The organism is Polyangiaceae bacterium (assembly GCA_015075635.1).
Lineage (GTDB): Bacteria > Myxococcota_A > Polyangia > Polyangiales > Polyangiaceae > JADJKB01.
The window spans coordinates 529,253-542,666 of sequence record JABTUA010000002.1; the positions used below are offsets into that span (position 1 = coordinate 529,253).

Annotated in this window: 11 protein-coding genes; 6 read left to right on the forward strand and 5 right to left on the reverse strand. The window is 69.6% G+C overall.

The features are described from left to right. Positions 1–94: 94 nt before the first annotated feature. The gene (locus tag HS104_18625) at positions 95–1,633 is read left to right on the forward strand and encodes a methyltransferase regulatory domain-containing protein (GenBank protein MBE7481980.1); all 1,539 of its coding nucleotides are present in this window, start codon (positions 95–97) and stop codon (positions 1,631–1,633) included. Between the two features lie 51 nt (positions 1,634–1,684). After that, on the forward strand, positions 1,685–3,511 hold the full coding sequence (gene typA / locus HS104_18630; protein ID MBE7481981.1) for a translational GTPase TypA: 1,827 nt from the start codon (positions 1,685–1,687) through the stop codon (positions 3,509–3,511). Between the two features lie 167 nt (positions 3,512–3,678). Here the strand turns inward: typA and HS104_18635 are convergent, their stop codons facing one another. From HS104_18635 to HS104_18650, 4 genes are all read right to left on the reverse strand, one after another. After that, complete coding sequence (locus tag HS104_18635; protein ID MBE7481982.1) at positions 3,679–3,954, reverse strand: hypothetical protein; 276 nt, start codon at positions 3,952–3,954, stop codon at positions 3,679–3,681. A 56-nt stretch (positions 3,955–4,010) separates the two neighbouring features. Beyond that, the gene (locus HS104_18640) at positions 4,011–4,448 is read right to left on the reverse strand and encodes a hemerythrin domain-containing protein (protein MBE7481983.1); all 438 of its coding nucleotides are present in this window, start codon (positions 4,446–4,448) and stop codon (positions 4,011–4,013) included. A gap of 79 nt (positions 4,449–4,527) precedes the next feature. Continuing rightward, on the reverse strand, positions 4,528–6,105 hold the full coding sequence (locus tag HS104_18645) for an FAD-binding oxidoreductase (GenBank protein MBE7481984.1): 1,578 nt from the start codon (positions 6,103–6,105) through the stop codon (positions 4,528–4,530). 13 nt (positions 6,106–6,118) lie between these two features. Further along, positions 6,119–6,583 carry a cupin domain-containing protein gene (locus HS104_18650; protein MBE7481985.1) on the reverse strand — a complete coding sequence of 155 codons (465 nt, stop codon included), beginning with the start codon at positions 6,581–6,583 and terminating at the stop codon, positions 6,119–6,121. A 92-nt stretch (positions 6,584–6,675) separates the two neighbouring features. Here HS104_18650 and HS104_18655 point away from each other — a divergent pair, with 92 nt between their 5' ends. The 4 genes from HS104_18655 to HS104_18670 all read left to right on the forward strand — a co-directional run bounded on the left by HS104_18655 (position 6,676) and on the right by HS104_18670 (position 12,670). Next, a complete protein-coding gene (locus tag HS104_18655; protein MBE7481986.1) occupies positions 6,676–8,019 on the forward strand; it encodes a L,D-transpeptidase in 1,344 nt (447 codons plus the stop codon). A gap of 27 nt (positions 8,020–8,046) precedes the next feature. Then, complete coding sequence (locus tag HS104_18660; GenBank protein MBE7481987.1) at positions 8,047–9,708, forward strand: protein kinase; 1,662 nt, start codon at positions 8,047–8,049, stop codon at positions 9,706–9,708. Positions 9,709–9,809: 101 nt separating this feature from the next. Then, the gene (locus HS104_18665; protein ID MBE7481988.1) at positions 9,810–11,075 is read left to right on the forward strand and encodes a sigma 54-interacting transcriptional regulator; all 1,266 of its coding nucleotides are present in this window, start codon (positions 9,810–9,812) and stop codon (positions 11,073–11,075) included. A 218-nt stretch (positions 11,076–11,293) separates the two neighbouring features. Continuing rightward, positions 11,294–12,670: a hypothetical protein gene (locus HS104_18670; GenBank protein MBE7481989.1), complete on the forward strand. Its 1,377-nt coding sequence runs from the start codon at positions 11,294–11,296 to the stop codon at positions 12,668–12,670. A gap of 24 nt (positions 12,671–12,694) precedes the next feature. On the opposite strand, the gene HS104_18675 is transcribed toward HS104_18670, so the two are convergent. Next, a complete protein-coding gene (locus HS104_18675; GenBank protein MBE7481990.1) occupies positions 12,695–13,375 on the reverse strand; it encodes a TVP38/TMEM64 family protein in 681 nt (226 codons plus the stop codon). Between the last annotated feature and the right edge of the window lie 39 nt (positions 13,376–13,414).

The window sequence follows — 13,414 nt, forward strand, 5'->3', positions numbered from 1 at the left end:
TCCGCTCGATCTGCCGGGGCCGAGTCCCCGGGTTCACACCCCGAGCGTGACCGCCGGTCCCGTGGCGCGTTCGTGGTATCAAGCCCCGGGGCAAATGAGCTGGACGGAAGGCTACGTCTACGAGGTCGACTACACGGCCGGGTATTTCCCGGAGCTGTCCGCGCTGCAGACGCGCTGGGCCCTCGCCAGCCGCGGGGTGCGGACCCGCGACCTCACCCGCCCGAGCTACCTGGAGCTGGGCTTCGGGCAGGGGGTCTCGCTCGCCATCCACGCGGCGGCCTGCCCGGGCAGCTTCTGGGGCACGGACTTCAACCCGGCGCAGGCCACCACCGCCGAGGAGCTCGTCCTTGCCTCCGGCTCGGAGGCCCGGGTGCTCGACGCGAGCTTCGCCGAGCTCGCGGAGCGGGACGACGTTCCCCAGTTCGACATGGTCATGCTCCACGGCATCTGGTCGTGGATCTCGCCGGAGAACCGCCGCGTCATCGTCGAGATCGCGAGGAAGAAGCTCAAGCCGGGCGGCGTCTTCTACGTCTCCTACAACGTGACGCCCGGCTGGTCGCCGACCGTGCCGCTGCGTCACCTGCTCGAGGTGCACTCCGCCCGCGCCGGCACCGAGGCCGCCGGGATCTTGAACCGGCTCGATGCCGCCCTCGACTTCGCCGAGAAGCTGGGCGACGCCGGCTCCATCTACTTCAAGGCGCACCCGCGGGTGTTCGAGCGCCTGAAGAAGATGAAGGAGAAGCCTCGAAAGTACCTCGCCCACGAGCTCCTGAACGAAGAGTGGCACCCCATGCCCTTCGCGCAGATCGTTGAGGAGCTCGAGCCCGCGAAGCTCTCGCACGCAACCAACGCCACGCTGCTCGAGCAGCTCGATGGCCTGCACCTGAGCGCGGAAGGGCAAGCCTTGGTGGCCGGCATCAGCGACGTGGTGCTGCGCGAGACGGTGCGGGACTTCCTGACCAACGCGCAGTTCCGCCGCGACTACTTCGTCCGCGGCCCGCGCAAGCTGCCGACCCTGGTGCAGGGCGAGCTGTTGCGCGCATTCCGGGTCGTGCTCGCGGTCGATCCCAAGGCCATCAGCCTCGAGGTCAAGGGCTCGCTCGGCACGGCGAAGCTTCAGGAGTCGATCTACGCTCCGGTGATCGAGGCGCTCGCCGCCGAGGGCGCCCGCCCGAAGAGCTTGGCCGAGCTCGAGCGGACGGCCAAGGGAGTGAGCTTCGGTCAGCTGGTTCAGGCGGTGACGGTGTTGCTCGGGAAGTACAACCTGTACCTGGTCCAGGAAGAGGCCGACATCGAGCGCGCCCGCCCCCGCACCCGCGCGCTGAACCGACACCTCCTGGACCGCGCGCGGACCAGCTCGGACATCAGCTTCTTGGCCTCGCCAGTGACCGGCACCGGCGTCGCCATCTCGCGCCTCGACCACTTGCTCTTGATCGCGAGGGCAGAGGGCAAGCAGACTCTGACCGAGTGGGTGGACCACGCCTGGCAGCTCCTGGCCGTGCAGAACCAGCGCGTGATGAAGGAGGGCAAGCGGCTCGAGCCCGAGGACGAGAACAAGCGGGAGCTTCTGCTACAAGCCAAGGATCTCGAAGCGAACCGACTGCCGGTGTTCGAGCGGCTAGGCGTGGTCTGAAGACTATCGCTTGGACAGGACGCGCGCTTTGCGCTAGTTCGGCGCGCGACCATGACACCCCCGACTCGCTCCGACGTGCGGAACGTCGCCATCATCGCGCACGTCGATCACGGCAAGACCACGCTGGTGGACGCCATGCTGCGCCAGACCGGCGTGTTCCGCCAGAACGAAGTCGTCGCGGAGCGCATCATGGACTCCAACGACCTGGAGCGCGAGCGTGGGATCACCATCTTGGCCAAGCACGCCAGCGTCCGCATCAAGGACGTGCTCATAAACATCATCGACACGCCGGGCCACGCGGACTTCGGCGGCGAGGTCGAGCGCACGCTGAAGATGGCGGACGGCGCCATCTTGCTGGTGGACGCGGCGGAGGGGCCGCTGCCCCAGACGCGCTTCGTGCTCAAGAAGGCCCTGGAGCTCGGCCTGCCGGTGGTGGTGATCATCAACAAGATCGACCGCCAGGACGCGCGCCCGGACGAGGTGCTGAACGAGATCTTCGACTTGTTCTGCGAGCTGGAGGCCAGCGACGCCCAGGCGAACTTCCCCACGCTCTACGCCATCGGCAAGCTCGGCATCGCCAAGCGCTCGCTGGAGGAAGAAGGTCGTGACCTGTCCCCGCTGTTCGAGACGCTGATCGAGAGCGTGCCGGGGCCCAAGGGTGACCCGAAGCTCCCGCTTCAGCTCCTGGTGCACAACATCGAGCACGATGACTACGTCGGGCGCCTGGCCATCGGCCGGCTCTGGCAGGGCGCCGTGGAGGTGAACCAGGAGGTGGTGCTGCTCCAGGAGAAAGCCCAGAGCCGCTGCCGCCTCTCGAGCCTCTTCACCTTCGAGGGCACCAAGCGAGTGAAGGCGACCCACGTTGCCGCCGGCGACATCGTGGCGATCGCCGGGATGGATGACGTGCAGATCGGCGACACCGTCGCGGCGCCCGAGCACCCGAACCCGCTGCCGCGCATCCAGGTCGAGGAGCCGACCATCAAGATGAGCTTCCTGGTGAACTCCTCGCCGTTCGCCGGGCGCACGGGCAAGTGGGTCACGTCGCGTCACGTGCGCGAGCGGCTGATCAAGGAGTCGAAGCGCAACCTGGCGCTGCGCTTCGAGGACACGTCGGAGCCGGACACCTTCCTGGTCTACGGCCGCGGCGAGCTGATGCTGGCGATTCTGGCCGAGACCATGCGCCGCGAGGGCTACGAGTTCGCGCTCGGCATGCCCGAGGTCGTGGTGCGCGAGGTGGACGGACAGAAGATGGAGCCCGTGGAGCGCGTGGTGGTGGACGTCCCCGACCAGTTCGTGGGCGCGGTGACCACCCGCCTGGGCGAGCGCAAGGGCCAGATGGTGAAGATGTCGAACCTGGGCTTCGGACGCGCGCGCATGGAGTACATCGTGCCGTCCCGCGGTCTGATCGGCTTCCGCTCCTCGTTCCTGACCGAGACGCGCGGCATGGGCCTCCTGAACACGCTGTTCGAGGGCTGGGAGCCCTACCGCGGACCGATGCTCCGCCGCGTCAACGGCGCCATCGTCTCGGACCGCGCGGGAAACACCACCCCGTACGCGTTGTTCCACCTGCAGCCGCGCGGCGTGCTGTTCATCGACCCGGGAACCGAGGTCTACGAGGGCATGATCATCGGCGAGCACAACCGCGCCAACGATCTAGACGTGAACGCCACGCGCGAGAAGAAGCTGACCAACATCCGCGCCGCCGGCCGGGACGAGAACGTGATCCTCTCCCCGCCGCACCTGCTGAGCATCGACACTGCGATGGAGTTCATCGACAAGGACGAGCTGGTCGAGGTGACCCCGGACGCGGTGCGCGTGCGCAAGCGCATCCTCGACGTGAACCGGCGCCCGCGCCGGGACGACGAGCGGCAGGACTGAGGTTCAGTAGTTGCCCATCGGCGCGGCGCCGTCCAAAGTCGCGTGAGTGTCTCGCGGGCAACTACGCGAGCGAAGCGAGCCCGCGACGAGTGAAACGAGTCGCGTCGGGGGTCCGGGGGCATGCCCCCGGCGGAGGACTACGGTGGGGGTGGCCGGGTGGGGCATTCTCAATAGAACGCTTCCTGTCCGCAGCTCCGGCACTTCGGCTGCTCCACCGGCGAGAGCTCGTTGCAGAACTTGCAGCGAATGACCTCGACGATGCGCTCGACCACGCGCACCGACTCTCCGGCTTCCGGGGCGGGCGGGGCGGTGGCTGGCGCGACCACCCCTGCCTTCTTGCGCAGGTACTCGGCGTACTCCGGGTACTCGTCGAGCACGTGCTCCTCGCCCTGCTCCTTGAGGTGCGCCGCGAAGACCTCCCAGTCGATCTCGCCACCGGACATGGCTCCTGATCGCACACGCCGAACGCCGTGTCAGCAGCAAATCATCGCGCTTGGGCCTAACCCACTCCGCGACGCTTCGCCCAGCGCTCGCCGAGCTCCAGGAGCAGCTGCTCGCCGAGCAGCCGCTCGCACAGCGGGAAGAGGATGCGCTCCTCCTTGCCGAAGTGCTCCCGCAGCGTGTCGAGCAGGCGGTACATGACCTCGCGCGCTTCGTCCAGCGTCTGCGACGCGCGGACGGCGCCCGCCAGAAGCTCGATCTCCTTGTGCTCGGAGCGCATCACGTCGAGCGGACCTTCCGCCTGCCCGCGCTCGACCAGCGCCGGGAACAAGACCTCGTCTTCCAGGGCCGCGTGGCTCATCACGGCGCAGGACAGGAGGCTCTCCGCGGCGACCAGCTCCTCCAGCGTCCTCGCGTCGTCCGCGATGCTCTCGACCTGGTCGAACAGCGCGTAGGACAGCGCGTGCTCACCCAGGAGGCCTTCGGTGATCTTCATGGCCCGGCAAGGATGCGGGGTCCCCGGAGCTTCGTCCCATGACGACGATCAGGGACCTGACGGATGCCAGTCCCCCTGATCAGCGGGCTTTCGGCCAGGACTTCCGGAAGTCGTAGCGGCCCGGGGCGAGCACGTCCGCCGGATCGAGCGCACGCTCGAGCCGCGACAGCACCGCGCCGTAGTCGTCCTGCGGCAGCGGCAGCGCGTCCTGCGCCGGAAGCGCCAGCCGCTGCGGGTGGTGGCCCAGCGAGGCGAGCTCGGCGAGCAGCGCATCGTGGCAGGCCAGCGCCTTGGCGTCGGCGCCGGGCACTTCGCGGTCGTAGACGATCATCGGCAACAGCTGCGCGCTGCGCTCGCCGTGGGCGACCAGCGCCAAGAGCGGCTCGAACCCGTGGGCGAGCAAACAGCGCTCGGCTCGCGCCACGGCCTTCACCACGTCCTCGCCGCGGAGCGGGAGGAGCGGGCACAGCCAGAGCAGACCCACGCCGTCGCGATCGGGATCCGGGACTGTCGGCGGCAGCGTGCGCTTGCGCCAGTACATGCTGCGCAGGCTCTGCTCGTGAGGAACGCCTTGCAGGAAGGCGAACCCCGGCTCGGCCACCGGAAAGAGCTCCTCCCCGGCCACCGGGTCACCGCTCTTTGCGTCGACGCCGAGCTCGTCTACCCGCGGCCCGAGCTCGGTCTCCAGGTGAGCGACCGCAGCCTGCCCGAGCTGCTCGCTCCCCGCGTAGACCGAGGCGAGCCCGAGCCAGCGCTGCCCGCCCCAGGCGGCGCTCTTCTCGGCCAGCACCTCCGGAGAGAGCGGCGTCCTGCCCAACATGCGTTCGAACGGATAGCGCTCGGCTACGGAGAGCACGCGGTAGTCGTTCCAGATGCCGACGGGCGAGCGCAACGTGCCGTCCAGGCGCAAGCGCCGGATCGCGTCCACCAGCGGTCCCAGCGCCGCGTCTTCGCGTACGGCGAAGCGCACGGCGGCCAGGAAGCGCGGCAGGGGCGCGAGCCAGACGGTGGCGCGCGTGACCACGCCCAGGTTGGACTGCGTGAACAGCCCGTCGAGCGCCGGACCCACGCCGAATCGGTGCAACCGCGCCGCGCTCGCGCCTTCGAAGCGATCGAACCCCGTGTGCACCACCTCGCCGGTCGCGAGCACGACCTCGAGGGCGGCGAGGTGAAGCGCACGGTCGCCGTTCGGGCCAGCACCATCGCCGCGCTCGAGAGCGTTCGCGACCACGCTGCCGTCCGGGCTGCCCCCCGTGGTCGCGGCGAACAAGCGCGAGCGCTGCTCACACAAGAAGGCGTAGAGCTGCCGGAAGCTGACCCCGGGCTCGAGGGTGACGGTCGCGAGCTCCTCGTCGAAGTCCAGGATGCGGTTCATTCGTCCGAGGTCGAGCAGCACCGCGTCCCCGGGCGGGACCCGCGAGCCCAGGCCCCAGTTCTTGCCGCCGCTCACGGGGTAGATCGGTACCCGATGCTGCGTCGCGAGCCGCAAGACCTCGCGCACTTCTTCGCGGCTCCCCGGTCGCACCACGGCGAGCACGCGGGCCGTGGTGGCGAAGGTCGCGGTCGCGGCCTGGGCGAGCACGCCTTCGTCGCTGATCACGTACTCGGCGCCGACGACCGCGCCGAGGGCAGCGCACAGCGAGGCGAGCTCCTTCATGCCGGCCCTCCGCTCAGTACGGCGTCCCGTCCTTGTGCCTGTAGCCGCCCTTCCCGCTGTAGCGACCGGGGCCGAACACCAGATCGATGTCCGGGTATTCGCCGTTGTCGGCGTCGTCGCGCGTCCCCACGACCAGGAACACTGCGTCGCTCTGCGAGCGGTTCTGGAGGTGGTGACCGTCGCGGACGCCTGCCTTGAACGCGGCGGCGTCCCCCGGCCGGAGGATCTCCTCGCCGGCGTCGGTGACCAAGGTGAGCTCGCCTTCGAGCACGTAGACCAGCTCGTCCTCCCGCTCGTGCCAGTGCCGCTGGCTGGCCCACGCGCCAGGCGGCAGGCGCACGCGGTTCACGCCGAACTGCGTCAGGCCCGCCGCTGCGGCGATGCGCTGCACGGCCCGCCCTCGGCAGGGTTCGTCGAAAGGCGGCGGGTATTTCGCGCCGACGACAGGCTCGAGCTCGGAGACGTCGATCCTTCGCATGCCCCTGGTTTCCGCCGGCGGCAGGCGGGATGCAACCACCCAGAGCCAGCCGAAAATTGGGCCAAACCCCGCCCCCCATGCCACCGGGAGTCATGGCTCGCCATATGCTCGCGAACGTCCGCTTCGGGGTGGGAGCGCTCGCGCTGGTCGTTTCGGCCGGTGCTCTGGGCTGCTCGAACAAGAACCAGGACGACCTCCCAGCCCTGTCGAAGACCGAAGAGGTCGAGATCCCGAGCGTGCCGGTGCCGCCGGCGAACGGGCCCAAGCTGGGAGCGGTGGCCGAGGTGACGCCGGTGATGGACCGCCCGTCCACCACCGGCAAGCAGCTCGGTTACCTGCACGCGGGCGCACTGGTCGCCCGCGCGGAGAAGCCCTACTCCACCGACAAGTGTCCCGGTGGCTGGTACCCGGTGCGACCGGCCGGTTTCGTTTGTGCCGGTGAGAGCGCCACCCTGGATCTGAAGCACCCGACCCTGGTGGCGATGGCCCAAGGACCGAAGCTCGACCAGCCTTCTCCCTTCGTCTACGGCCGCATGAAGAGCGAGGGGCCGCTGCTCGAGCGCGACACGGGCAAGGAGAACTCCGTCAAGGAGGTGGGCAAGCTCCGGCGCCGCAGCATCATCGCCGTGGTGGGCTCGTGGAACGCGATGGACCCCGAGGGCAAGATGCAACGCCTGGCGCTCACCCCGAGCGGGCAGTTCGTCAAGGCCAGCGACCTCGAGCCCGTGGTGGCGAGCGAATTCAAGGGCGTCGAGCTCGACGACAAGACCGAGCTGCCGGTCGGCTTCGTGGTCAAGCGCGGAATACGGGCCTGGCAGGTCGAGAAGGGCGAGGCCGACAAGCTCGATCCCCTCGAATACCACCAGATCCTGAGCCTCACGGGGAAGTTCCGCACCGTCGGCCCGCTCAAGTACTGGGGCATGGCCGACGGACGCTACGCGCGTCACCGCGACGTGCTCGTAGTGCGCAAGCGCAACGCCTGGCCGGATTTCGCCCAGGGCGACCAGAAGTGGATGGACGTCAGCATCGTGACCAACACGCTGGTGCTGTACGAGGGCCGAAAGCCCGTGTTCGTCACGCTGATCAGCACCGGCCGCGATCGACTGGGCGATCCGAAGACCTCCGCCTCGACCGAGCAAGGCAGCTTCGAGCTCACCGGCAAGCACATCACCGCGTCGAAGTTCAACCCCAAGGGCATCGAGGAGCTGTTCGACGTCTACGACGCGCCGTGGGCCATCCAGCTCAGCAGCGGACAGATGCTGATCGGCGCACCCTGGCACGATCGCTTCGGCATCGAGAACGGTCAGGGGCAGATCCAGCTCTCCCCGAGCGACGCGCTGCGAGTCTGGCACTGGGCCGATCCCCAGCTGCCCGACGGCTGGCACGGGATCTCCCAGCCCGGCGAGAAGAAAGTCTACGTCGTCGTGCGCAAGTAGCCTCCAGCCGTCTATACTCGCCGCGCGATGACCTCGTCCGCGGACGAAGGCGCGGCGGCGCTGGCCGGCACCCCGTATCGCTTCATCGCGTCCCTGGGCCAGGGCGGCATGGGCACCGTACTCGAGGCGGAGCATGCCGGGCTCGCGCAGCGCGTGGTGGTCAAGCTGCTCAGGGCAGAGCTGGCCGCGCGCGCGGATCTGGTCGATCGCCTGCGGATCGAGGCGCAGGCGCTGGCCCGGCTGTCCCACCCGAACCTGGTGAAGGTCACGGACTTCGGCACCAACGCCGCCGGGCGAGCGTACCTGGTCATGGAACGCCTCGAGGGGCGCTCGCTGGCGGAGGAGCTGTCGCGGCGGCGGCCGATCCCCGTGGGCGAAGCGCTGGGGCTCTTGACCCAGGCCTTGGCGGGGCTCCACGCCGCGCACCAAGCCGGGCTCGTGCACCGTGACGTCAAGCCCGAGAACCTGTTCTTGTGCCGCGACGGCACGCTGAAGGTGCTCGACTTCGGCGTCGCGAAGGTCCTGGACGAGGCGGCGCTGTCCGGGCTGGTGAGGCCGCGCTTCTCGACCCACGAGGGCGGCATGGTCGGGACGCCGCACTTCGCCGCCCCCGAGCAGCTCGAGGGCGGCTTGGTGAGCGCCGCCACGGACGTCTACGCCGCGGGCCTCGTGCTCTACGAGCTGATCACTGGCGTGCACCCGTTCGCGAAGCACAAGACCGCCGACGCCATCTACCACGCGCAGCTCGTCGAGATGCCGCCGCCGCCGTCGCGGCTCGCGCCGCAGGCCGTTCCGCAAGAGCTCGACCGCGCCATCCTGCGGGCCGTCGCCAAGCGGCCGGGAGATCGCTTCCAGAGCGCGGCGGAGCTGGCTCTGGCGCTGGCCGGTGCCAGCAGCGCCGACTCGAGGGGCGCTCCGACCCTGGCGTCCGCGGCGGAGCCGGCGCCACCGACGCTGGCGTCGCCGGTCGCCAGCGAGAGCGTGCCCACCCTGATCGCCGCCCGGACGAGCGACGCGGCGCCGACCGTCGCGTTGGGTCCGGTACCGACCGTGAGCGCTGCGCCTTCGCCCAGCGCGGTGCCGACCGTGAGCGCTGCGCCTTCGCCCAGCGCGCTGCCGACCGTGAGCGCGGCGCCTCTGCCCCGGGCCGTGCCGAGCGAAGGGCTGGGCGTGCTCTGCCTGGTCGCCGGCGTGGTGACGGGACTATGGAAGCTCGCCTCGACGTTCTTCGCGTTGCCGGAGCTCTGGGATCCGGTCGCGTTCGTGGAGAGCGTGCGCGGCAAGGTCCCGGCGGCCGCCGAGCAAGACGTCGCGTTCCTGTCGCGCGCCGCGGCCTTGGCAACCATCCTGGACAGCTTGCTCTTGATGGGCGTCGGCGCGGCGTTCGTCGTCTTGGGCGTCGTGTTGATGAAGAAGAGTCGGCAAGGCCCCGCGCTGGCCGTCCGCGTCAGCCACGGCGCGCTCGCCGTGGTCGGACTGTGCACGCTGCTGAACGTCGCGCTGATCTTACCGCTCCGCGGCGCGCTGCTCGACCACGTACCCGACCTGCCCGGGGCCGTGCCCGGGCTCTCCGAGCTCGGTCTGGCCTTCGGCGTAGCGCTGGTGATCGGCTTGTCGGCTCTGGAGATCGGCTTCCTGATCGCCGTCCGGGCCTGGGCCAAGCGTCTCATGCTATCAAACCCGACGTGACGGACCCTCGGGAGACGCTGGCGACCGAGCACTCCGGGCCACGCCCGGCGCGGGAGAGGCGGCGCTACCTGGCGGTCTTCGAGGAGTCGTCCTCGCGGGTCGTGCCGCTGCCGGAGAGCGGCGAGGTCTTCGTCGGGCGCGGAGACGAGGTCGGCGTGCGCGTCCGCGACGCGAAGGTCTCGCGCAAGCACGTCTCGCTCGAGCTGAGTCCCGAGCGCGTGCAGCTCGTCGATCTCGGCAGCCAGAACGGCAGCTACGTGAACGGAGAGCGCGTGTCCGGCTCGCGCACGCTGCTCTCCGGCGACTCCATCGAGCTGGGACACACGGCGATCGTCTTCCACGCAGACGGAGCCGAAGTCCCGACCAGCGGGGGCGCCTCGGAGGTGCTCGAGCTCGGCGAGACCCGGGTGATCCTGGCGGACGCGAGCATGTTGGCGCTCTACGCGCTGATCCGCCGGCTCGCGCCGGCGACGCTCCCGGTGTCGATCCACGGCGAGACCGGCACGGGCAAGGAGCTGTGCGCGCGCGCCCTCCACCACTTCTCGCCCCGCTCGGCGGGGCGCTTCGTCGCCATCAACTGCGCAGCGCTGCCGGAAGCGCTGATCGAGAGCGAGCTGTTCGGCCACGAGCGGGGGGCGTTCACCGGCGCCGCCCAGAAGAAGGTCGGCCTGCTCGAGAGCGCCAGCGGTGGCAGCGTGTTCCTGGACGAGGTCGGGGAGCTGTCCCTGGGCACGCAGGCCAAGCTGCTCCGTGCCCTCGACACTGGACGCGTCGTCCCGGTCGGAGCCGTGGACGAGCGCCCCGTGGACGTGCGCTTCGTCGCCGCGACGAACCGGAACCTGGAGCAAGAGGTCGCCGCGGGTCGCTTCCGCCAGGATCTCTACTTCCGGCTCAGCGGCGCCACCTTGTGGGTGCCTCCGCTCCGCGATCGCCCGCGCGAGCTGGTCCTGATCGCCGAGAGCTTGCTCGCGCGCGCTCGTGCGCGCCTGGGTCGCCCGCCCGTCGCCCTGTCGGAGGCTGCCGCTCGCGCGCTCGCGGCCCACGCCTGGCCGGGCAACGTGCGCGAGCTCGGGAACGTGATGGAATACCTCGCGGCGACTCGAGACGGTCCGGTGCTCGATGCCGCCCACGTCGTCGAACGGCTGTCGGCGCGCCCGCCCGAGCCCGCCCCACCCACGCCGCTCGAGGCGCCCGGCTTTCGCCCGCTGGAAGACGAGATCCGCGAGCTGGAGCGGAAGCGCATCAGCGAGGCGCTGGCCGCGTCCGGCGGGAATCAAACACGCGCCGCCGAGCTCATCGGGATGCCGCTCCGCACCTTCGTGAGCAAGCTGGCGCAGCACGGGCTGCGCGGCGCGAAGAAGGGCTGAGCGGTGGCAGGCGCGCCTGCCTGCGAACGCTCGCGAACGTCCGCAACCGCGCACCGCGTCTCCCGTGAGTCTCCAAGCCTCCGCTTGGTCTAGGGGATGCGAGCGGCTCGGAGCTGGCATAGCCCTTGCTCGCGGCACTGCGAACTGAGCTTGCGACTCATCGCATTCGGAGGCTGTAGATGTCCGGACGAACCAGTTTGGTAATACCCGCGGCGGCATTGGCTCTCCTCGGCGTCGCTGCGTGCGGCGAGAGCGGCTCGAGCTCGAGCGGAACCGGCGGCGCAGCGGGTGGCGCGGGCGGCGGCGCTGGCATGCCCGGCGGCACGGGCGGCGTCGCCGGCGAGGCCGGTGGAGACGCCGCAGCGGGTTCTGCAGGCGCTGGAGGCGCGAGCGGGTGTGTGCCGGGCAGCAAGCAGTGCAGCGGTCCCACGCCCCAGACCTGCGATGGCAGCGGGAGCTGGAAGAGCGGCACACCCTGTCAGTTCGCATGCGTGTCAGGCACTTGCAGCGGAGTGTGCATCCCGGGCACGAAGCAGTGCAGCAGTGACACCCCGCAGAGCTGCGACACTTCAGGACAGTGGCAGGATGCCGCGCCTTGCCCCTATGGCTGCGACGCGGGAGCGTGCAAGGACGTCGCCTGCAAAGCGGGGGAGTTCAACTGCCACGGCAACCAGGTGCAACAGTGTGACCCCGGTCCGCCCGCCAAGTGGGTCCCCAAGTCCCCGGCATTGACGTGCAACCCCGCAGCGAACCAGACCTGCAACGAGACAACGGGCAGCTGCGATCAGCTCCAGACGATGGCGACTCCGAGCAACCAGGGCGCCTGCCACGTATACGGATACTGGGAGGTCTTCAGCGGCGGTGCGTTCAAGTCCGGCAGCCGCGTCGACTCGTTCGGCGATCAAATCTACGTCGATCGAGGAGCCGAGCTCGACGTCTACCAGGTGACGCTCGAGGACACGGACGGCGACGGCAAGCTCGAGCCGGACCAGCACCCAGACAACTCCCTGGACGTGGGACCCATGGAGGCGCGCACGCTGACCTTGGTGAAGTCGTACTCCAAAGCGAGCGACGGCGTGCCAATTGGCGGAGAGCTCTACGCCAAGGCGGACCGTTTGCTCATGCTGGGCCCCACCACCGACGGGACGCTCAGCGAGTGGGTCTTCGCCACCAAGGCCAGCTCGAAGGTGACCAGCGGCGCACCGGCGGGCCTGAACACTAGTTTCCTGGGCTTCGGCGAGGCGGATAGCCGTTGGTACGCCGGAAACTTTGGCTCGAAGGGCTCCGGCCTCCTCTCGTGGCACGCGGGGGCCGGCGAGTGGGTGAGCGAGTTCGTGCCCGCCAGCTCCATCAGCGGGCTCGAGGTAGTCGTCGCACCGAAGACCGGCGAGCAGTACGCGTACATCGCTGGCACGGGGTTCATCGACCAGTACCGTCGCGACCCTGCAGGCTGGACGGCGGTCAACCGATTCGGCTACAAGTACGACAAGTACGCCACTGGCCTCGGGTTCGGCGCCTTCGACCACTTCTGGCTCACGGGCGGCTACACCTTGGTCGAAATCGGGGGCGGCGACTGCACTCAGTACCTGAAGTGAGTCGCTTTCGACCGCGAAGCGCCGTCAGATCTTCACCCGCCGCCGGCGCGAGACCCAGACGCCGAGCGCGACGAGGGCAATCGCCAGGCCGATGAGCGCCCAGGTCTGCGCGCTCATCTTCATCAGCGTGTCGAAGAGCGCCTCGCCGAAGTAGCTCACGCCCAGAAGCGGGAGCACGTAGCCGAGGAGCGAGCCCCAGAAGTGCGTCGAGAACCGTACCTGAGAGACGCCGAAGAAGGCGTGCAGGAGCGGGGGCATCCAGAACACCAACCGGAGCAGGAACACTGTCGAAAACGCTCGCCGCGCCAGCGCCTCGTCGTAGCGGCGGAAGCGCTCGGGGATCTTCGAGGCGACGAAGTCCCGTGCCACGAAGCGCGCGAACGAGAAGCCGACGACGCTCGCGGCCATCGTTCCGACCATGGACAGGCCGAACGCGACCGGCCACGGCCAGATCAGCGGCGCGGCCATGATGAACACCGTGCCTGGCACGCCGAACGGCTGTAGCAGCGCATAAGCGACGATGAACGCGAGGTAGCCCCAGCCGCCGAGCCCGACCAGCACCTCCTTGGCCCGGGCCGGCGCGTGGAAGTGCTGCAAGATACCGAGCTGATGCGCGACCACGAGCAGGCCGATCACCGCGAGGACGGCAGCGATGCGGGCGTTTCGGAGCGTTCTCTTCCCCTCGGGCTGGGACAACCCGGTCACTCTGACGCGAGCGCGGCGGAGCGCGCAAGGCGGCACGTG

What these genes read in the sequence shown, in the direction of transcription:
- HS104_18660 (MBE7481987.1), top strand. Translation starts at nt 8,047, where the DNA reads ATGACCTCGTCCGCGGACGAAGGCGCGGCGGCGCTGGCCGGCACCCCG.
- HS104_18645 (MBE7481984.1), bottom strand. Translation starts at nt 6,105, where the DNA reads ATGAAGGAGCTCGCCTCGCTGTGCGCTGCCCTCGGCGCGGTCGTCGGC.
- HS104_18650 (MBE7481985.1), bottom strand. Translation starts at nt 6,583, where the DNA reads ATGCGAAGGATCGACGTCTCCGAGCTCGAGCCTGTCGTCGGCGCGAAA.
- HS104_18625 (MBE7481980.1), top strand. Translation starts at nt 95, where the DNA reads ATGAGCTGGACGGAAGGCTACGTCTACGAGGTCGACTACACGGCCGGG.
- HS104_18655 (MBE7481986.1), top strand. Translation starts at nt 6,676, where the DNA reads ATGGCTCGCCATATGCTCGCGAACGTCCGCTTCGGGGTGGGAGCGCTC.
- typA (MBE7481981.1), top strand. Translation starts at nt 1,685, where the DNA reads ATGACACCCCCGACTCGCTCCGACGTGCGGAACGTCGCCATCATCGCG.
- HS104_18640 (MBE7481983.1), bottom strand. Translation starts at nt 4,448, where the DNA reads ATGAAGATCACCGAAGGCCTCCTGGGTGAGCACGCGCTGTCCTACGCG.
- HS104_18635 (MBE7481982.1), bottom strand. Translation starts at nt 3,954, where the DNA reads ATGTCCGGTGGCGAGATCGACTGGGAGGTCTTCGCGGCGCACCTCAAG.